Raw genomic sequence first — 20069 nt, forward strand, 5'->3', positions numbered from 1 at the left:
GAATCGTGTCCTCGGTCGTGTCCTGGGCGAGTAGCGACACCTGAAGCTCAACTGACGGTCACTATATGAGAGTTCGTGATCGAAATGGAAAGGTTGTGTTCCCGGTCTCACCATATGGTGGTGTGCCCGGTGGACCGGCACGCGGTTTCGTCCGGGCACGCGCCCAAATGCCCCACCCGCCGTGACGTGGCCCGCCCTCACCGCCTCGTCGGGGGCCAGGGGGCATCCTGGGAGCATGACTGAGGGAACGGCCGGCCCCGGCGGGCAGGGTGACGGGCTGCGGGAGGCGCTGCGGGAGGCGTTGCGTTCTGCCGTCCGTGGTGAGGTCGCCTTCGACGCGACCGCGCGGGCGCTCGTCACCATGGACGCGTCCAACTACCGCCGCGTCCCCCTCGGTGTCGTCGCGCCGCGCGACGCCGACGACGTGGCGGCCGTACTGGAGGTGTGCCGCTCCCACGGCGTCCCGGTCGTGCCGCGCGGCGGCGGCACGTCGATCGCGGGCCAGGCGACCGGAACGGGCGTGGTCCTGGACTTCACCCGCCACATGCACCGCGTCCTGTCCGTCGACGCGGAGGCCCGTACCGCCGTGGTCCAGCCCGGAGCCGTGCTGGACCGGCTCCAGGAGGCGGCCGCCCCGCACGGCCTGCGCTTCGGCCCCGACCCCTCCACCCACAGCCGCTGCACCCTCGGCGGCATGATCGGCAACAACTCCTGCGGCGCGCACTCGGTGGCCTGGGGCACGACCGCGGACAACGTCCAGGAGCTGACGGTGCTCACGGCCCGCGGGCGGACGCTGCGCCCCGGCCGGGACTGGGCGGGCGCCCCGGACGGTCTGCGCGCCCTGGTGGACGCCGAGTTGGCGCGGCTGCGCACCGGTTTCCCCGAGCTGCCCCGCCGCATCTCGGGGTACGCGCTGGACGCCCTGCTGCCCGAGAGGGGCGCCGACGTGGCGCGCTCCCTCTGCGGCAGCGAGGGCACGCTGGGCGTGCTGACCGAGGCGGTCGTACGGCTGGTCCGGGTGCCGGGGGCGCGGGCGCTGGCGGTGCTGGCGTACCCGGACGAGAGCGCGGCGGCACAGGCGGCGGCGGGTCTGCTGCCGTACGGGCCGCTGACCGTGGAGGGGATGGCGGCGGACCTGGTGCCGCCGGACGCGGGGCTGCCGGCGGGCGGCGCGTGGCTGTTCGTGGAGACGGGCGGCGAGAGCGCGGCCGAGGCACGCGCGCGTGCGGACGCGGTCGTGCGGGCCGCCGGCGTCCTCGACTCCCTCGTGGTGACCGATCCGGCGGGGCAACGGATGCTGTGGCGCATCCGCGAGGACGCGAGCGGTACGGCGACCCGGATGCCGGACGGGAGCGAGGCGTGGCCCGGCTGGGAGGACTGCGCGGTGCCGCCGGCCCGCCTCGGCGCGTATCTGCGGGACTTTCGCGCCCTGTTGACCGCCCACGGCCTGCGCGGCACGCCGTACGGGCACTTCGGCGACGGCTGCGTCCACGTGCGCGTCGACTTCGACCTGATGAGCGGGGAGGGGGTCGGCCGGTTCCGGCGGTTCTCCGAGGAGCTGGCCGGTCTGGTCGTCGCCCACGGCGGCTCGCTGTCCGGCGAGCACGGGGACGGGCAGGCGCGGGCCGAGCTGCTGCCGCGCATGTACGGCGCCGGGATGGTCCGCCTGTTCGAACAGGTGAAGGGCGTCTGGGACCCGGACGGCCTGCTCAACCCCGGGATGCTCGTGCGGCCGGCCCGGCTCGACGAGAACCTGCGGTTCGCGGTGCTGCCGGGGCGGCCGGTGGACGTGGAGTTCGGTTACCCGGCGGACGGCGGCGACTTCTCGGCGGCGGTGCGCAGATGCGTGGGCGTCGCCAAGTGCCGTACGACGGAGGCGGGTTCCGGGGTGATGTGCCCGTCGTTCCGGGCGACGGGCGAGGAGGAGCACTCCACGCGGGGCCGGGCGCGGCTGCTGCACGAGATGCTCGCCGGGGAGGTGGTCACCGACGGCTGGCGCTCCCCGGAGGTCAGGGACGCCCTCGACCTGTGCCTGTCCTGCAAGGGCTGCCGCTCCGACTGCCCGGTCGGCGTCGACATGGCCACGTACAAGGCGGAGTTCCTCCACCACCACTACGCGGGACGCCGCAGGCCCGCCGCGCACTACTCGATGGGCCGCCTTCCGGTGTGGCTCGGCCTGGCCGCCCGGACGCGCACGGCGCCGCTCGTCAACGCCCTGGCGCGGGTACGGCCACTGGCGGGCCTGGCGAAGCGGCTGGGCGGCGTCGCGGCGGAGCGGGAGATCCCGGCACTGGCCGGGGAGACGTTCACCCGGTGGTGGCGGAGGCGGTCCCCGCGAGCGGCGGGCGCCGGCCGGACCGTGGTCCTGTGGCCGGACACCTTCACGGAGCACCTCTCGCCGTCGGTCGGCCGCTCGGCCGTACGGGTCCTGGAGGCGGCGGGGCTGACCGTGGCCCTCCCGCCCACGCTGCGCGGCACGACGGCCCGGGTCGCCGACGGCCGCTCCCGGGCGCCCTGGGCCCTGCTCGGCGCCCGCCGGTCCCGGGTCTGCTGCGGCCTCACCTACATCTCGACCGGCCAGCTCGACCGCGCCCGCGCGGTGCTGCGCCGGACGCTGGACCTGATGGAACCGGTGCTGGAGAGCGGCGCCCCCGTGGTCGTCCTGGAACCGAGCTGCGCGGCGGCCCTCCGGGCGGACCTGCCCGAACTTCTCCACGACGACCCACGGGCCGCGCGCCTCGCCGCCCGCGTCCGCACCTTCGCGGAGACCCTTGCGGAGTACGCCCCCGACTGGACCCCGCCCCGCCTCGACCGCCCGGTCACCGGCCAGACCCACTGCCACCAGCACGCCGTCCTCGGCGACGCGGCCGACCGGCGCCTGCGCGAGGCGGCGGGCCTGACCGGCACCCTCGCGGGCGGCTGCTGCGGCCTGGCGGGCAACTTCGGCTTCGAGAAGGGCCACTACGCCGTCTCGGTGGCCTGCGCCGAGGACCAGCTCCTCCCCGCCGTCCGCGCCACCCCACCCGGCACCCTCCTCCTGGCGGACGGCTACTCCTGCCGCACCCAACTGCGACAACTGACGCCCCGCGAGGGACACCACCTGGCGGAGGCGCTGGCGGAGGGGCTGGAAGTCCGGTAACCCCACCAGCGGCCCCGCCCGTCCCGCCCGGGGAGTGCACGTGAGTGGCCCGCGTTGTCATATGCCGGTGGTGCGTGACCTCCCCCATGGCCGGCTCGTTGACCGGGTCGGATGGGAAGGAGAGCGGATGGTCGGCTCGTCACATGAGGCACTGCACCGGATCTGTCAGAAGGAACCAGCGGGCTTCACCCGTACGTTGCAGCGTGTGCTGCACGTCCCGTTTCCGGAGCCGCGTGATTTCGCGATCCTGAACGCTGATCTGACGGAGATCGAACCGGTCGAGCGACGCGTGGACACGTTGCTGCGCGCGGAGACGGACGAGGGAACCTACCTGCTCGTCATCTGATCGATGCGCAGGCGAGGCAGATCTGGAAGGAGCTGATGATGCCGGTGAACTACTTCTTCCGGCACGAGGTCGCCGAGAAGGTCCGGAACGAAGGCCGTGAGGAAGGCCGTGAGGAAGGCCGCGAAGAAGGGCTGGAAAAGGGACTGGAGCGGGGGCTCGAGAAGGGGGTCGGCCGGGAGCGCGTGGTGGGGATTCTGCGCACCCTCGACCGGCGGGACGTGCCGGTTCCGGACGCGGTCCGTGAGCGGCTGGAGGCCTGCTCCGATCTCGACCGGCTGGAGACCTGGGCCTGGCGGGCCTTCGACGTGACGTGCGCGGAGGATCTGTTCGACGACCGTCGGGCCGAGTAGGCCGCGGTCCGAGCGGGCGCGAGCCGGGCAGACGCGAAACCCCGCACCCGGGGATCCGGGAGCGGGGTTTCTGTGGAGCGCCGGGCAGGCCTTGCACCTGCATCTCCCCGCAGGAAGCGGGGCGTCTTTCCTTGGACCACCAACGCGTGGCTCACCACCGGGAGTTCGGTGACGTGCACGAGAAGAAGTATATGCATGGCTGTGGCTGGTGCGACAGCTGAGGCGGGTGGGATCTCACCGGTGGCGGGCGGGGGACGCGCGCGGACCCCGGCGACGTAAGCTGCTAAAGGCGTTTACAGTACTGGAATAGTTCATTATCGTAGACGGTGTAGTACAGCAGAGTGCACATGAAGGTATGAACGCGATCACTTTGGACGGCCCCGTGAACCTCCCCCGCGCAGACCGGTCGCCCTCGGCCGACGCCGCAGCCGCCGCAGTCGCGGCCGGTGCGTCGGTCGCTCAGCCGGAGGCGGTCGCGGTACCGGGCGGACCCTCGGGGCGCCCGGGGCGGGCCGCGCTCGGGCCCGTCGGACTGGTGCTCGCCGGAGGCGTTTCCGTGCAGTTCGGCGGGGCGCTCGCCGTGACCCTGATGCCGCGCGCCGGCGCCCTCGGCGTCGTCACGCTGCGGCTCGTCGTCGCCGCGATCGTGCTGCTCGTCGTGTGCAGGCCCCGGCTGCGCGGGCACTCGCGCGCCGACTGGGGGACCGTCGTCGCCTTCGGCGTCGCCATGGCCGCGATGAACGGCCTCTTCTACCAGTCCGTCGCCCGCATCCCGCTCGGCCCCGCCGTCACCCTCGAAGTGCTCGGTCCGCTCGCCCTCTCCGTCCTCGTCTCCCGCCGCCTGGTGAACCTGGTCTGGGCCGGTCTCGCGCTCGCCGGTGTCTTCCTGCTCGGCGGCGGGGGCTTCAGCGGCCTCGACCCCGCCGGAGTCGCCTTCGCGCTGGCGGCGGGCGGGATGTGGGCGGCGTACATCGTCTTCAGCGCCCGTACGGGACGCCGCTTCCCGCAGGCCGACGGGCTCGCGCTCGCCATGGCCGTGGCCGCGGTGCTCTTCCTGCCGCTCGGCGTCGTCGAGTCCGGGTCGAAGCTGCTGGTGCCCACGACGATCGGCCTCGGCGCCTGCGTCGCCGTGCTCTCCTCCGTCCTGCCTTACACCCTCGAACTGCTCGCCCTGCGCCGCCTGCCCGCCTCCACCTTCGCCGTCATGATGAGCCTCGAACCGGCCCTCGCCGCCACCGCCGGCTTCCTCGTCCTCGACCAGGCCCTCTCCCTCACCCAGTCCCTCGCCATCGCCCTGGTCGTCGCGGCCAGCATGGGCGCGGTGCGGACGCAGGTGGGGCGGGGGCACGCCCCCGGCGCGCAGTAGCCCCCACCGGGGAGCCTGCGCGCACGTACCCCCGGTCGACCCGGCCGGTCTCCGGTCCCCGTCCCGCCCCGTCGTGCGGGACGCCCTGACCAATTCATGCAAGCGCGCTTGATTGTTTCTGGCTCCGCTGCCATGCTCCGGGGCACGCCGTCGTGCCCCGAGGGGAGCGCATCGTGTCCGATCCGTCGTCCGTGATCGACGATCTGTGCCGGGAGAGTGCGGAGCTCGACCTGCTGGTGGGGGAACTCGAACCGGGCCGGTGGGCCCGGGACACGCCCGCCGCCGGGTGGAGCGTGGCCCACCAGATCGCCCACCTCGCCTGGACCGACCGGGTCGCGCTGCTCGCCGTGACCGACGCGGAGGCGTTCGGGGGAGAGGTCGAGAAGGCGCTCGCCGCGCCCGGCACCTTCGTGGACGTGGAAGCGCAACGCGGGGCCGCCCTGCCGCCCGCGCGCCTGCTCGCCGAGTGGCGGGAGGGGCGCACGGCGCTGGAGCGGGCCCTGCGGGGCGCGCCCGCCGGGACGCGGGTGCCCTGGTACGGGCCGCCGATGTCGGTCGCCTCCATGGCCACCGCACGGCTCATGGAGACCTGGGCGCACGGCCAGGACGTCGCCGACGCGCTGGGGGTGCCGCGCACTCCCACGGACCGGCTGCGGCACGTGGCGCGGATCGGGGTGCGCACGCGTGACTTCGCCTACGGGGTCCGGGGACTGACCCCGCCGCAGGAGGAGTTCCGCGTCGAGCTGGCCGCGCCCGGCGGGGGCCTGTGGACGTACGGGCCCGAGGACGCCGCCCAGCGGGTCACCGGGCCCGCCCTCGACTTCTGCCTGCTGGTCACCCAGCGGGCCCACCGCGCCGACCTCGCCCTGCGGGTCCGGGGCGCCGACGCCGACCGGTGGCTCGACATCGCCCAGGCCTTCGCCGGACTCCCCGGGCCGGGCCGCCCGCCCGCGGGGACCACCGGGACACCCGGGACGGCCGGGACGGCCGTGGCAGACGAAACGGCCGGGGCACCCGAGGTGTCCGGGGCACCCGAGGCGTCCGGGGCACCCGAGGCCGACACCGGCGCCCCCAGGCCCACCCGGTGAGCCCCGCAAGCCCCGCGACCCCGACCCCCGCGAGCCCCGCGTTCCCCCCGGACCCCACCCGTCCCCTCCGCATCGGCAACGCCTCCGGCTTCTACGGCGACCGCTTCGACGCCCTGCGCGAGATGCTCACCGGCGGGCCGCTGGACGTCCTCACCGGGGACTACCTCGCCGAGCTGACCATGCTGATCCTGGGCCGGGACCGGCTCCGCGACCCCTCGGCCGGGTACGCCCGCACCTTCCCGCGCCAGCTGGAGGAGTGCCTGGGCCTCGCGCACGAGCGGGGCGTGCGGATCGTGACCAACGCGGGCGGCCTGAACCCCGCCGGGCTCGCCGGCGCCGTGCGGGAGCTGGCCGGGCGGCTCGGCATCCCCGTACGGGTCGCGCACGTCGAGGGCGACGACCTCACCGCGTACCCGCCCGGGAGCCCCGCGCGGGACGCCGTCGCCCCGGGCAGCCTCGCCGCGCACGCCTACCTCGGCGGCGCCGGGATCGCCGCGTGTCTGCGCGAGGGAGCGGACGTCGTCGTCACCGGCCGCGTCACCGACGCCGCGCTGGTCACCGGGCCGGCCGTGGCCCACTTCGGCTGGGGCCCGGGGGAGTACGACCGGCTGGCGGGCGCCGTCGTCGCCGGGCACGTCCTGGAGTGCGGCACCCAGGCCACCGGCGGCAACTACGCGTTCTTCACCGAGCACCCCGCCGGCCGCCTGAGCCACCCCGGCTTCCCGGTCGCCGAGCTGTACGAGGACGGCACGAGCGTCATCACCAAGCACGACGGCACCGGCGGGACCGTCGACGTCGGCACGGTCACCGCGCAGCTCCTGTACGAGACGTCCGGCGCCCGGTACGCGGGCCCCGACGTCACCGCCCGGCTCGACACCGTACGGCTGACGCGGGAGGGGCCGGACCGGGTGCGGATCGACGGGGTGCGCGGCGAGGCCCCGCCGGCGGATCTCAAGGCCGGGCTCAACCGGCTGGGCGGATACAGGAACGAGGTCGTCTTCGTGCTGACGGGGCTGGACGTCGAGGCCAAGGCCGCGCTCGTGCGGGAGCAGATGGAGTCCGCGCTCGCCTCGGCCGCGTCCCCTCCGGCGGAGGTCCGCTGGGACCTCGCCCGCACCGACCGGCCCGACGCCGGAACCGAGGAGACCGCGAGCGCCTTGCTGCGTCTCGTCGTCCGGGACCCGGACCAGGACGCGGTGGGCCGCGCGCTCGGCGGGGCCGCCGTCGAACTCGCCCTCGCCAGCTACCCCGGCTTCCATGTGTCGGCGCCGCCCGGGAAGGGAGCGCCCTACGGCGTCTTCGAGGCCGCGTATCTGGACCGGGGCGCCGTGGAGCACACGGCCGTCCTGCACGACGGCCGCCGCCTGACCGTGCCCCCGGCCGCGGGCGCCCGCGTACTGGAGCCGCTGCCCGCACCGCCGCTGCCCGCACCGCCTCCCGCCGCCGTGCCGGTCCGGCGGGCGCCGCTCGGGCTGGTCGCCGGGGCCCGCAGCGGGGACAAGGGCGGCGACGCGAACGTCGGCGTGTGGGTGCGCACCGACGAGGCGTGGCGGTGGCTCGCCCACACCCTCACCGTCGACCGCTTCCGCGAACTCCTGCCCGAGACCGCGTCACTCGCCGTCGTCCGCCACGTCCTGCCGAATCTGCGGGCCCTGAACTTCGTCGTCGAGGGGATCCTCGGCGAAGGCGTCGCCGCCCGGCACCGCTTCGACCCGCAGGCCAAGGGGCTCGGCGAGTGGCTGCGCTCCCGTCACCTGGACATCCCGGAGGAACTCCTGTGACCGTCCTCGCCTCCGCCCTGGACACCGGCGGCCTCGACTACACGGCCAACCGCGAGGCCATGCTCGCCAAGGTCGCCGAACTGGAGGCCGAGCACGCCAAGGCCCTCGCGGGCGGCGGCGAGAAGTACGTCGAGCGCCACCGGAAGCGCGGCAAGCTGCTCGCCCGCGAGCGCATCGAACTGCTGCTCGACCCCGACACGCCGTTCCTCGAACTGTCGCCGCTCGCCGCCTGGGGCAGCGAGTACGCCGTCGGCGCCTCGCTCGTCACCGGCATCGGCGTCGTCGAGGGCGTGGAGTGCCTGATCACGGCGAACGACCCGACCGTGCGCGGCGGTGCCACCAACCCGTGGAGCCTGCGCAAGGCGCTGCGGGCCAACGACATCGCCCTCGCCAACCGGCTGCCCTGCGTCAGCCTCGTCGAGTCCGGCGGCGCCGACCTGCCCTCCCAGAAGGAGATCTTCATCCCCGGGGGCGCGATCTTCCGCGACATCACGCGGCTGTCGGCGGCCGGCGTCCCCACCGTCGCCGTCGTCTTCGGCAACTCCACCGCGGGCGGCGCCTACGTCCCCGGCATGTCGGACCACGTGATCATGGTCAAGGAGCGCGCCAAGGTGTTCCTGGGCGGGCCGCCGCTGGTGAAGATGGCCACCGGCGAGGAGAGCGACGACGAGTCGCTGGGCGGCGCCGAGATGCACGCGCGCGTGTCGGGTCTCGCCGACCACTTCGCCGTCGACGAGCGGGACGCGATCCGCCAGGCCCGCCGCGTCGTCGCCCGCCTCAACCACCGCAAGGCGTACGCCGATCCCCCGCACGCCGCACCGCCCGAGTACGACGGCGACGAACTCCTCGGGGTCGTGCCCGGCGACCTGAAGGTGCCGTTCGACCCGCGCGAGGTCGTCGCCCGGATCGTCGACGGCTCCGACTTCGACGAGTTCAAGCCGCTCTTCGGGACGAGCCTGTGCACCGGCTGGGCCCGGCTGCACGGCTACCCCGTGGGCATCCTGGCCAACGCGCAGGGCGTGCTGTTCAGCGAGGAGTCCCAGAAGGCCGCCCAGTTCATCCAGCTCGCCAACCAGCGCGACATCCCGCTGCTGTTCCTGCACAACACCACCGGCTACATGGTCGGCAAGGAGTACGAGCAGGGCGGCATCATCAAGCACGGCGCGATGATGATCAACGCGGTGAGCAACTCGAAGGTCCCCCACCTGTCCGTCCTGATGGGCGCCTCCTACGGAGCCGGCCACTACGGCATGTGCGGCCGCGCCTACGACCCCCGCTTCCTCTTCGCCTGGCCCGGCGCCAAGTCCGCCGTCATGGGCCCCCAGCAGCTCGCAGGCGTCCTGTCGATCGTCGCCCGGCAGTCGGCGGCGGCGAAGGGGCGGCCCTACGACGACGAGGCCGACGCCGCGCTGCGTGCCATGGTCGAGCAGCAGATCGAGTCCGAGTCCCTGCCGATGTTCCTGTCCGGGCGGCTGTACGACGACGGGGTCATCGACCCCCGCGACACCCGCACCGTCCTCGGCCTGTGCCTGTCCGCGATCCACACGGCCCCTTACGAGGGCGCCCGCGGCGGCTTCGGCGTCTTCCGGATGTGAGGTCCACCCACGTGATCACTTCCCTGCTCGTCGCCAACCGCGGCGAGATCGCCTGCCGTGTCTTCCGCACCTGCCGGGAGTCGGGCATCCGCACGGTCGCGGTGCACTCGGACCCCGACGAGAACGCGCCGCACGCGCGCGTGGCCGACGCCTCGGTACGGCTGCCGGGCGCGACACCCGCCGAGACGTATCTGCGCGGCGACCTGATCGTGAAGGCCGCGCTCGACGCCGGAGCGGACGCCGTGCACCCCGGCTACGGCTTCCTCTCCGAGAACGCGGACTTCGCGCGCGCCGTCCTGGACGCGGGCCTGACCTGGATCGGCCCGTCCCCGGAGGCGATCGAGGCGATGGCGTCCAAGACCCGCGCCAAGGAACTGCTGGGCATCGAGCCGCTGCGCGAGGTCACCGAGGCCGACCTGCCGGTGCTGGTGAAGGCGGCGGCGGGCGGCGGCGGACGCGGGATGCGCGTCGTACGGGACCTGGCGGACCTCGACGCGGAGCTGGCCGGGGCACGGTCCGAGGCCCTGAGCGCGTTCGGGGACGGCGAGGTGTTCGTCGAGCCGTACGTGGAGGGCGGCCGCCACGTCGAGGTGCAGATCATGGCCGACGCCCACGGCACGGTGTGGCCGCTCGGCACCCGGGACTGCTCGCTGCAGCGGCGCCACCAGAAGGTGATCGAGGAGGCCCCGGCGCCCGGACTCGCGCCCGGCCTCACCGAGGAGCTGTACGGCCTGGCCGTACGGGCCGCCCGCGCGGTCGGCTACGTCGGCGCGGGCACCGTCGAGTTCCTCGTCGCCGACGGAACCGCGCACTTCCTGGAGATGAACACCCGCCTCCAGGTCGAACACCCGGTGACGGAGGCCGTGTTCGGAGTCGACCTGGTCGCCCTGCAGATCCGGGTCGCCGAGGGCGCCGCACTGGAGAAGGACCCGCCGCCCGCCCGCGGGCACGCGGTCGAGGCCCGCCTGTACGCGGAGGACCCGGCGAACGGCTGGGCCCCGCAGACCGGCACGCTGCACCGCCTCGCCGTACCGGACGGCGTCCGCCTGGACACCGGCTACACCGACGGCGACCTCATCGGCGTCCACTACGACCCCATGCTCGCCAAGGCGGTCGCCCACGCCCCCACGCGCGCGGAGGCGCTGCGCAGGCTGGCCGGCGCGCTGGAGCGGGCGGCGGTCCACGGCCCGGTCACCAACAGGGAGCTGCTCGTACGGTCCCTCAGGCACCCGGAGTTCACCGCCGCCCGCATGGACACCGGCTTCTACGGGCGCCACCTCGCCGAGCTGACCGGCGCCGCCCCGGATCCGTACGCGCCCCTGGCCGCCGCGCTCGCGGACGCGCACGGACGCTCACGGTTCGGCGGCTGGCGCAACGTGCCGTCGCAGCCGCAGACCAGGCGCTACCGCGACGAGGCGACCGGCGACGAGCACGAGGCCCGCTACCGGCACACGCGCACGGGCCTGACCGCGGAGGCCGAGGGAGTACGCGTCGTGCGCGCGGACGCCTCCCTCGTCGTCCTCGAAGTGGGCGGAGTACGGCGCCGGTTCGAGGTCTCCCGGTACGGCGACCGGGTGTACGTGAACGCGGCGGCGCTCACCGCGCTGCCCCGCTTCCCCGACCCGGCCGCCCAGCGGGCCCCCGGCTCGCTGCTCGCCCCGATGCCCGGCACGGTCGTCCGGGTCGCGGAGGGCCTCGCCGTGGGCGCCGCCGTGACCGCCGGGCAGCCGCTCGTCTGGCTGGAGGCGATGAAGATGGAGCACCGGATCTCCGCGCCCGCCTCCGGCACGCTCACCGCCCTGCACGCCGCCCCCGGCCACCAGGTCGAGGTCGGGTCCCTGCTCGCCGTCGTACAGGAGGACCAGCCCGTATGAGCGCCACCCTGGAATCCGAGGAGCACAAGGCACTGCGTGCCGCCGTCCGAGCACTCGGCACGCGTTACGGACGCGACTACGTCAACGCAGCGATCGCCGAGGGCCGCCAGCCCGACGAGCTGTGGGCCGAGGCCGCCAAGCTCGGCTATCTCGGCGTCAGCCTGCCCGAGGAGTACGGCGGCGGAGGCGGCGGCATCGCCGAACTCTCCATCGTCCTGGAGGAACTGGGCGCCACCGGCTGCCCGTTGCTGATGCTGGTCGTCTCCCCGGCGATCTGCGGCACCGTCATCGCCCGGTTCGGCACCGAGGAGCAGAAGCGGGCCTGGCTGCCCGGACTCGCCGACGGCAGCCGCCGCATGGCGTTCGGCATCACCGAGCCCGACGCGGGCTCCAACTCCCACCGCATCACCACCACCGCGCGCCGCGACGGCGACGACTGGGTGCTCAGCGGGCGCAAGGTCTTCATCTCGGGCGTCGACATCGCCGACGCCACCCTGATCGTCGGCCGCACCGCGGACGCCCGTACGGGACGCCTCAAGCCCTGCCTGTTCATCGTCCCCAGGGACACCGAGGGCTTCGGACGGCGGCGGATCGACATGGAACTGCACAGCTGCGAGAAGCAGTTCGAACTCACCCTCGACGACGTGCGGCTGCCCGCCGACGCGCTGGTGGGTGGGGGCCCCTCCCACGCTTTCGGCAGTGGGGGAGAGGACGCGGGACTGCTCCAGCTCTTCGCCGGGCTCAACCCCGAGCGGATCATGACCGCCGCCTTCTCGATCGGCATGGGCCGCTACGCGCTCTCCAAGGCCGTCGCGTACGCGCGCGAACGCACCGTCTGGAAGGAGCCCATCGGCGCCCACCAGGCCATCGCGCACCCGCTCGCACAGGCCCACATCGAGCTGGAACTCGCCCGCCTGATGATGCGCGAGGCCGCCCAGCTGTACGACACGGGGGACGACATCGCGGCGGGAGAGGCCGCGAACATGGCCAAGTACGCGGCCGCCGAGGCCTGCGTGAAGGCCGTCGACCAGTCGGTGCACACCCTCGGCGGCAACGGCCTGACCCGCGAGTTCGGGCTCGCCTCGCTGATCACGGCGTCCCGGGTGGCCCGGATAGCACCGGTCAGCCGCGAGATGATCCTCAACTACGTCTCCCACCAGACCCTGGGCCTGCCCAAGTCCTACTAGGCACGGCACAATCCAGTCCACCGACAGACGGCCGTCGCCCGGCCGCGCACCGGTTCAGCCGTTCGAGCACCGTCCAGGAACCAGGCACCGTCGAAGGAGACCGTCATGGTGTTCCGCAGTGCGTACGAGGACGTCCAGGCCGTCGACCAGCCCATCCACGACGCGGTGCTCGGGCACGCCGCCGGCTTCGGGGACACGCCCGCGCTCGTCGACGGGGTGGACGGCACCACCCTCACGTACGCCCAACTGGACCACCTGCACCGGCGGCTGGCCGCCGCGCTCGCCGGGGCGGGGGTCCGCAAGGGCGACGTCCTCGCCCTGCACAGCCCGAACACCATCGCCTACCCGACCGTCTTCTACGCGGCCACGCGCGCGGGCGCCTCGGTCACCACCGTGCACCCGCTCGCCACCCCGGCGGAGTTCGCCAAGCAGCTGCGGGACAGCCGCGCCCGCTGGATCGTGACCGTCTCCCCGCTCCTGGACAGCGCCCGCGAGGCGGCCGGACTCGCGGGCGGCGTCCAGGAGATCCTCGTGTGCGACAGCGCGCCCGGACACCGCTCGCTGACGGACATGCTCGCCACCACCGCGCCCGAACCCGAGGTCGCGATCGACCCCGCCGAGGACGTCGCGGCCCTCCCGTACTCCTCGGGCACGACCGGCGTCCCCAAGGGCGTCATGCTCACCCACCGGTCGATCGCCACCAACCTCGCCCAGCTCGCCCCCGCCATACCCGCGGGGCCCGGCGACCGCGTCCTGGCCGTCCTGCCCTTCTTCCACATCTACGGGCTCACCGCGCTCATGAACGCGCCGCTGCGCCTCGGCGCCACCGTCGTCGTCCTGCCGCGCTTCGAACTCGACACCTTCCTCGCGGCCATCGAGAAGCACCGCATCACCTCCCTCTACGTCGCCCCGCCGATCGTCCTCGCCCTCGCCAAGCACCCGGCCGTCGAGCGGTACGACCTGTCGTCCCTGAAACACATCGTCTGCGCCGCCGCACCCCTGGACGCCGCCCTCGCCGAAGCCTGTTCGCGCCGCCTCGGCCTGCCCCCGGTCGGCCAGGCGTACGGCATGACGGAACTGTCCCCGGGCACCCACGTCGTCCCCCTGGACGCGAAGGACGCGCCCCCCGGAACCGTCGGCAGGCTCATTGCGGGCACCGAGATGCGCATCGTCGCCCTGGACGACCCCGCCCGCGACCTGGCCGTCGGCGAACCCGGCGAGATCCTCATCCGGGGACCCCAGGTCATGAAGGGCTACCTGGGCCGCCCCGACGCCACCGACGCCATGATCGACCCGGACGGCTGGCTGCACACCGGGGACGTCGGCCATGTGGACGCCGACGGCTGGCTGTTCGTGGTGGACCGCGTCAAGGAACTCATCAAGTACAAGGGTTTCCAGGTCGCCCCCGCCGAACTCGAGGCGCTCCTGCTGACCCACCCCGGCATCGCCGACGCCGCCGTCATCGGCGTCTACGACGACGACCACAACGAGATCCCGCACGCCCACGTCGTCCGCCAGCCGTCCGCCCCGGACCTGACCGAGAACGAGGTCATGATGTACGTCGCCGAACGCGTCGCCCCCTACAAGCGGGTCCGCCGGGTCACCTTCACCGACGGCGTGCCCCGCGCGGCCTCCGGCAAGATCCTCCGCCGGGAACTGCGGGAGCGCGTGTGAGCACGCGGCCCCCCGGCCGCGCGGGGACCCCCGGCGGCCCGCAGAGCCCGCTGAGCCGCGCCCACGACCGCGGCGTCACCACCCTCACCCTCGACGCGCCCGCCCGCCGCAACGCCCTGTCCGCCACGCTCGTGGCCGCCCTCGCGGACGCCCTCGCCGAGTGCGGCGAGGACGACGGCGTACGCGCGGTGGTGCTCACCCACACCGGGAACACCTTCAGCGCGGGCGCCGACCTGCGCGACCCGCCGCACCCGGACGCCCTCGTCGGACTGCTGCGGCGGATCGTCGAGCTGCCCCGGCCCGTCGTGGCCCGGGTGACCGGCCACGTCCGGGCGGGCGGGCTCGGGCTGCTCGGCGCCTGCGACATCGCCGTCGCCTCCCACGACGCCGACTTCGCCCTCACCGAGGTGCGCATCGGCGTCGCCCCCGCCGTCATCTCGCTGCCCCTGCTGCCCCGTGCGGACCCGCGCGCGCTCGCCCGGTACTACCTGACCGGCGAACGGTTCGACGCGCGGGAGGCGGTGCGCGCCGGGCTGCTCACGGCGGCGGGCGAGGACGCCGACGCCGTCCTCGCCCCCGTGCTCGACGGACTGCGCCGCTCCTGCCCGCAGGCCCTGGCGGAGACGAAACGGCTGCTCACGGCTAGGGTGCTGGAGACCTTCGACCGGGACGCGGCCGAACTGACCGCGCTCTCGGCCCGGCTGTTCGCCTCCCCGCAGGCCCGCGAGGGGATGACGGCCTTCCTCGAACGACGGGACCCCGCATGGGTGGTGTGAGCACCGACGGCACGACGGGCACGGCAGACCCGGCGGGCGCGGCGAGCCGTGCCGGGGCGGCCGGGGCACGCGCCGGGCACGCGCCCAAGCAGGACCGCAGCCGGGCCACCCGGCAGCGGCTCCTGGAGGCCGCCGTCTCCTGCCTCGCCGAACACGGCTGGGCGGGCTCCACGGTCTCCGTCGTCGCCGAGCGGGCCGGCGTCTCGCGGGGCGCCGCCCAGCACCACTTCCCGACCCGCGAGGACCTGTTCACCGCCGCCGTCGAGTACGTCGCCGAGGAACGCTCCACCGCCCTGCGCGCCCTCTTCCCGGACGGCCCCGCCGACCGCCGGGCCGTGCTGCGCGCACTCGTCGACCTCTACACCGGCCCGCTCTTCCGCGCCGCCCTGCACCTGTGGGTCGCCGCCTCCAACGAGGCGCAGCTGCGGCCCCGGGTCACCGAACTGGAGGCCCGCGTCGGCCGCGAGAGCCACCGGATCGCGGTGGAGCTGCTGGGCGCCGACGAGTCCCGTCCGGGGGTGCGGGAGACGGTGCAGGGCCTGCTGGACATGGCACGCGGGCTCGGCCTGGCCAACCTGCTCACGGACGACGCGGGCCGCCGGGAACGGGTGGTCGCGCAGTGGGCCGCCGTGCTGGACGGGCGGCTGGGCTGAGCGCCTGCCGCGCCGGTCAGGGACTGAGCCGCTCCACGCGCCAGGAACCGTCCGGGAGGGCGACGTAGCGCAGCCGGTCGTGCAGCCGGTTCAGGCGGCCCTGCCAGAACTCCACGGTCCGCGGCGCGATCCGGAAGCCGCCCCAGTTCGGCGGGACCGGGACCTGCTCGCCCTCCGGGTAGCGCGCGCTCAACTCCTCGTAGGACGCCTCGAGTTCCGTACGGGAGAGGATGACCGAGGACTGGGCGCTGGCCCAGGCGCCGAGCTGGGAGCCGTGCGGGCGGGTGCGGAAGTACGCGGCGGTCTCGTCGCGGCCGGTGCGCCGGGCCGTGCCGGTGACGATGACCTGGCGGGCCATCGGATGCCAGGGGAAGAGCAGCGAGACGTACGGGTTCCCGGCCAGCTCGCGGGCCTTGCGGGAGTCGTAGTTGGTGTAGAAGACGAAGCCCTGCTCGTCGTACTGCTTCAGCAGGACCGTGCGGGAGCTGGGGCGGCCCTCGGCGTCCGCGGTGGAGACGACCATCGCGTTGGCCTCGTGGACGAAGCCGTGCACGGCGGCCTGCGCGGCCTGCTCGAACCAGCGGCCGAACTGCTCCATGGGATGCGCCGCGAGGGCGGCCTCGTCGAGGCCCTCGGCGCGGTACTGCGCGCGCATCGCCGCGGGGTCGGAGGCCGGCGGGTCCACGGCCGGATCGACGGCGGCGGCCTCGGCGGCGCGCTCGATGAGCGCGTCGACGGCGGGTTCGTCCGGGGAACTCTCGTTCACGCTGTCGTTCACCCGGTCATCCTGCCGTATCCGGGGCCGCGCGGGCGGGGACGGGGCGGCCGGCCGCGCGGCCCCGGCCACGTGTGCTTCGTCACTGCGTGGCACTGAGTGCCGCGAAGCCTCCCCAAAGGTGGCACTCATCGCTATCGTGCTGATGCTGTCCGCGTCCCGTCCCGGCCGCCCGTCCGGGGCCGGGATCCGGTGGGTGAGTACCCGCCGGACGGGGCATCACCGGAGAGACCGCAAGGACCGCGAGTCTCCGAGGACCGTGGAACCGGGCGGGAACCGAACAGTGAGCGCTGATTCCCGCCCCCGGATACCTGGTACCCGGGAGTCGCACACGCATCTGTCGTACTCATCCGAGGAGCCGCCTGATGTCCGACTTCGTACCCGGACTCGAAGGAGTCATCGCTTTCGAGACGGAGATCGCCGAACCGGACAAGGAGGGCGGCGCCCTGCGGTACAGGGGCGTCGACATCGAGGACCTGGTCGGCCACGTCTCGTTCGGCAACGTCTGGGGGCTCCTCGTCGACGGAGCCTTCAACCCCGGCCTGCCGCCCGCCGAGCCGTTCCCGATCCCCGTGCACTCCGGCGACATCCGCGTCGACGTCCAGTCGGCGCTGGCGATGCTCGCCCCGGTGTGGGGCCTCAAACCACTCCTGGACATCGACGCCGACCGGGCCCGCGACGACCTCGCCCGCGCCGCCGTCATGGCCCTGTCCTACGTCGCCCAGTCGGCGCGTGGCCAGGGGCTTCCCATGGTCCCGCAGCGCGAGATCGACAAGGCGGACACCGTCGTCGAGCGCTTCATGAAGCGGTGGCGCGGCGAGCCCGACCCCAAGCACGTCGCCGCCGTGGACGCCTACTGGACGTCCGCCGCCGAGCACGGCATGAACGCCTCGACGTTCACCGCGCGGGTCATCGCCTCCACCGGCGCCGACGTCGCCGCGGCGCTCTCCGGTGCCGTCGGCGCCATGTCGGGACCGCTGCACGGCGGGGCGCCCTCCCGCGTGCTCGGCATGATCGAGGAGATCGAGCGCACCGGCGACGCGGAGGCCTACGTACGCCGCGCCCTCGACAACGGCGAGCGCCTGATGGGCTTCGGCCACCGGGTCTACCGCGCCGAGGACCCCCGCGCGCGCGTGCTGCGCCGCACGGCCCGTGAGCTGGGCGCCCCCCGCTTCGAGATCGCGGAGGCGCTGGAGAAGGCGGCCCTGGCCGAGCTGCACGCCCGCCGTCCCGACCGGGTGCTGGCCACCAACGTCGAGTTCTGGGCGGCGATCGTCCTGGACTTCGCGGAGGTCCCGGCGCACATGTTCACGTCCATGTTCACCTGCGCCCGTACGGCCGGCTGGTCCGCGCACATCCTGGAGCAGAAGCGCACCGGCCGCCTGGTCCGCCCCTCCGCCCGCTACGTGGGCCCGGGCACCCGCGACCCGCGGGACGTCGAGGGCTTCGGCGACATCGCGCACTGAGCCGGTACCGCCGCGCGTTCCCGCCGGCCGTCCTCGGCGGGGGCGCGCGGCGGGGGCGCGCGGCGGGGGCGCGGGGCGGGTCGTGCGGCGGGGAGACGCAGACGACCCGCGGGCTCAGGTTCCCCTCCGTTGCACGGCGGGGAGCCGGCCGGACGTACCGGCGAGCTCGCGGGTCGGGTGACTGCTGTGGATTGGGCCGACTGCGTGTACATCACCCACGCCGGTCCGGCGCCGAATCGAGTACGGCGACGGGCCGCTAGCCCGCAGCCACCTCTTCCGTCCGGTAGGAATACATCTGCCGAACCACCTCCTCTCCGAAGTACCGCCAGCCTAAGAAACCGGCCGGCCCCGCTCAACCGATTTTCCGCACCGATTTCCGACCGATTCACCGCAGGCAACGATTTCGTCGAATCTTCGGGGAACCCGATGTGTGCTGGGTCACGTTCGAGTTGAATGATGTCCAGTGAACCGACGGTCGCCCGGTCCATGTGCCGTACATGTGCCGCGCAACGGCCCGCGGTACCCGCCACCCGAAATCGGCGGGTGCCCGGACGCAGCCTGCAGGGGGTCCAGGTGAGTGCTTCCCGGCGTAGTGGGACCACCGACGAGCTGGGGCCGGACGAGCCCGAGCCCGGTGGCTCGGAGCTGCTGGCCGCCCTGCTGGACGGCATGGACGCGGCACTGTGCGCCTTCGACGCCGACGGCGTGGTCACCCACTGGAACCGCGAGGCCGAGCGCATCCTCGGCTGGAGCGCGGACGAGGCGGTGGGACGGCAGGGGTTCGCCGGGTGGGCGGTGCGGACGGCCGACGCCGAGGAGGTCGAGGAACGCCTGATGTCCTCGATGCGGGCGCCGGGGCGGCAGGTGCACGAGTTCGCGCTGCTGACCAAGGACGGCGGCCGGGTCCTGGTCCGCACCCAGTCGGCCGCGGTGCGCGGGACGGACGGCAAGCCGGCCGGGGTGTACTGCGCGTTCAGCGAGGTGCACACGCAGATCGACCTGGAGCGGTCGATCGCGCTCAGCGAGGCGCTGTTCGAGGACGCGAGCTGGGGGGTCGTCCTCGTCGACGCCGATCTGCGGCCCGCCGTCGTGAACGCCCACGCGGCGCGCGCCCTCGGCATCGGGCGCACGGCGGTCCTCGGGCGGCCGCTCGGGGAGATGCTCTCCCAGGGCGTCGAGGAGCTGGAGAGCGCGCTGACCCACGTGCTGGGGGAGGGCGCGCCGCCCGCTCCCGCCGACATGTGGGTGAGCGTGCGGACGCCGGAGGGCGAGCAGCGGCGGTGCTGGAGCAGCGGATTCCTGCGGCTCGCCTCGCCGCTGGCGGAGGAGCCGGTCCCGCTCGGCGTCGGCTGGCTCTTCCAGGATGTCACCGAGGCGAAGCAGACCGAGCAGGAGGCGGCGCTGCTGCGGTTCCGGGCCAACCAGCTGCACCGGGCCGCGCGGGCCGCCGCGGAGTGCGAGGACCCGGGCGAGGCGGCGACCGTCCACCTCGACTTCGCGCTGGCGGGCTTCGCCGACCATGCGCTGATCGACCGGGTCGCGGGCGGCGGGTCGCGGGACGCCCTCGACGGGGCGGACGGCGCGCCGGGCCCGACGCGGCTCGTCCGGTCGGCGGCCACGCCCTCCGGAGCGCCGGGTCCGTCCCGGCTCGCGGGGAAGGCGGGACTGCCCGTGCCGTACGGGGAGGGGCACCCGGCGGTGCAGTGCGTCGAGCGGGCCGGTTCCGTACGGGCCACGGCGGGCGCGGTCGGCCCGGAGCGGGCCCGCGTGTGGGCCGAGGGCCGCCAGTGGCCGGCGGACTCGGTGCACGCGCTGTGCGCGGTCCTGCGCAGCCGGGGCCGGACCCTGGGCGTCGTCACGTTCCTGCGCGCCGCGGGCCGCAGCCAGTTCGACCGCACGGACGCGGTGTACGCGGAGGACGTGGCGGTCCGCATCGCGACGGCCCTGGACCTGGAGGAGGCGCTGAGGAATTCCGGCGCCTCCGGGGCCTGAAGCTCCG

The 20069-nt window shown here is 74.3% G+C and carries 13 protein-coding genes and 1 pseudogene; 13 read left to right on the plus strand and 1 reads right to left on the minus strand.

Going from position 1 to position 20069, the window contains the following annotated elements:
* Window positions 1-235 precede the first annotated feature (235 nt).
* The 11 genes and pseudogenes from ACFY93_RS21495 to ACFY93_RS21545 all read left to right on the plus strand — a co-directional run bounded on the left by ACFY93_RS21495 (window position 236) and on the right by ACFY93_RS21545 (window position 15829).
* The gene (locus ACFY93_RS21495; protein WP_391361352.1) at window positions 236-3139 is read left to right on the plus strand and encodes an FAD-linked oxidase C-terminal domain-containing protein; all 2904 of its coding nucleotides are present in this window, start codon (window positions 236-238) and stop codon (window positions 3137-3139) included.
* A 127-nt stretch (window positions 3140-3266) separates the two neighbouring features.
* A pseudogene (locus ACFY93_RS21500) lies at window positions 3267-3835 on the plus strand (hypothetical protein).
* 355 nt (window positions 3836-4190) lie between these two features.
* Entirely contained in the window at window positions 4191-5201 is a 1011-nt protein-coding gene (locus tag ACFY93_RS21505) for an EamA family transporter (protein WP_391361353.1), read from the plus strand.
* A 173-nt stretch (window positions 5202-5374) separates the two neighbouring features.
* A complete protein-coding gene (locus tag ACFY93_RS21510; RefSeq protein ID WP_391361355.1) occupies window positions 5375-6289 on the plus strand; it encodes a TIGR03084 family metal-binding protein in 915 nt (304 codons plus the stop codon).
* Window positions 6286-8070 carry an acyclic terpene utilization AtuA family protein gene (locus tag ACFY93_RS21515; protein WP_391361357.1) on the plus strand — a complete coding sequence of 595 codons (1785 nt, stop codon included), beginning with the start codon at window positions 6286-6288 and terminating at the stop codon, window positions 8068-8070. Before ACFY93_RS21510 ends, ACFY93_RS21515 begins: the two co-directional genes overlap by 4 nt.
* Window positions 8067-9665, plus strand: coding sequence for a carboxyl transferase domain-containing protein (locus ACFY93_RS21520; RefSeq protein ID WP_391361358.1), 1599 nt, complete (start codon window positions 8067-8069; stop codon window positions 9663-9665). The genes ACFY93_RS21515 and ACFY93_RS21520 overlap by 4 nt, the downstream gene beginning before the upstream one ends.
* 11 nt (window positions 9666-9676) lie before the next feature.
* On the plus strand, window positions 9677-11539 hold the full coding sequence (locus tag ACFY93_RS21525; RefSeq protein WP_391361360.1) for a biotin carboxylase N-terminal domain-containing protein: 1863 nt from the start codon (window positions 9677-9679) through the stop codon (window positions 11537-11539).
* On the plus strand, window positions 11536-12726 hold the full coding sequence (locus ACFY93_RS21530) for an acyl-CoA dehydrogenase family protein (protein WP_391361363.1): 1191 nt from the start codon (window positions 11536-11538) through the stop codon (window positions 12724-12726). Before ACFY93_RS21525 ends, ACFY93_RS21530 begins: the two co-directional genes overlap by 4 nt.
* A 108-nt stretch (window positions 12727-12834) precedes the next feature.
* Window positions 12835-14400 carry an AMP-binding protein gene (locus ACFY93_RS21535; protein ID WP_391361569.1) on the plus strand — a complete coding sequence of 522 codons (1566 nt, stop codon included), beginning with the start codon at window positions 12835-12837 and terminating at the stop codon, window positions 14398-14400.
* Window positions 14401-14450: 50 nt separating this feature from the next.
* Entirely contained in the window at window positions 14451-15176 is a 726-nt protein-coding gene (locus ACFY93_RS21540; protein ID WP_391361572.1) for an enoyl-CoA hydratase family protein, read from the plus strand.
* Complete coding sequence (locus ACFY93_RS21545) at window positions 15164-15829, plus strand: TetR family transcriptional regulator (RefSeq protein ID WP_391361365.1); 666 nt, start codon at window positions 15164-15166, stop codon at window positions 15827-15829. The genes ACFY93_RS21540 and ACFY93_RS21545 overlap by 13 nt, the downstream gene beginning before the upstream one ends.
* A 16-nt stretch (window positions 15830-15845) precedes the next feature.
* Here the strand turns inward: ACFY93_RS21545 and pdxH are convergent, their stop codons facing one another.
* Window positions 15846-16484, minus strand: a complete 639-nt coding sequence (pdxH, locus tag ACFY93_RS21550) for a pyridoxamine 5'-phosphate oxidase (protein ID WP_391361575.1) — start codon at window positions 16482-16484, stop codon at window positions 15846-15848.
* A gap of 485 nt (window positions 16485-16969) precedes the next feature.
* Here pdxH and ACFY93_RS21555 point away from each other — a divergent pair, with 485 nt between their 5' ends.
* Complete coding sequence (locus ACFY93_RS21555; RefSeq protein ID WP_391361368.1) at window positions 16970-18070, plus strand: citrate synthase; 1101 nt, start codon at window positions 16970-16972, stop codon at window positions 18068-18070.
* Window positions 18071-18643: 573 nt separating this feature from the next.
* The gene (locus ACFY93_RS21560; RefSeq protein WP_391361370.1) at window positions 18644-20062 is read left to right on the plus strand and encodes a PAS domain-containing protein; all 1419 of its coding nucleotides are present in this window, start codon (window positions 18644-18646) and stop codon (window positions 20060-20062) included.
* Window positions 20063-20069 lie beyond the last annotated feature (7 nt).

Source organism: Streptomyces sp. NPDC008313 (assembly GCF_042956125.1).
Classification (GTDB): Bacteria; Actinomycetota; Actinomycetes; order Streptomycetales; family Streptomycetaceae; genus Streptomyces.

Bases quoted from the DNA above. Each gene is read 5' to 3' on its own strand.
- ACFY93_RS21505 (WP_391361353.1), top strand. From the start codon at position 4,191: ATGAACGCGATCACTTTGGACGGCCCCGTGAACCTCCCCCGCGCAGAC.
- pdxH (WP_391361575.1), bottom strand. From the start codon at position 16,484: ATGCGCGCGCAGTACCGCGCCGAGGGCCTCGACGAGGCCGCCCTCGCG.
- ACFY93_RS21495 (WP_391361352.1), top strand. From the start codon at position 236: ATGACTGAGGGAACGGCCGGCCCCGGCGGGCAGGGTGACGGGCTGCGG.
- ACFY93_RS21530 (WP_391361363.1), top strand. From the start codon at position 11,536: ATGAGCGCCACCCTGGAATCCGAGGAGCACAAGGCACTGCGTGCCGCC.
- ACFY93_RS21555 (WP_391361368.1), top strand. From the start codon at position 16,970: ATGTCCGACTTCGTACCCGGACTCGAAGGAGTCATCGCTTTCGAGACG.
- ACFY93_RS21545 (WP_391361365.1), top strand. From the start codon at position 15,164: ATGGGTGGTGTGAGCACCGACGGCACGACGGGCACGGCAGACCCGGCG.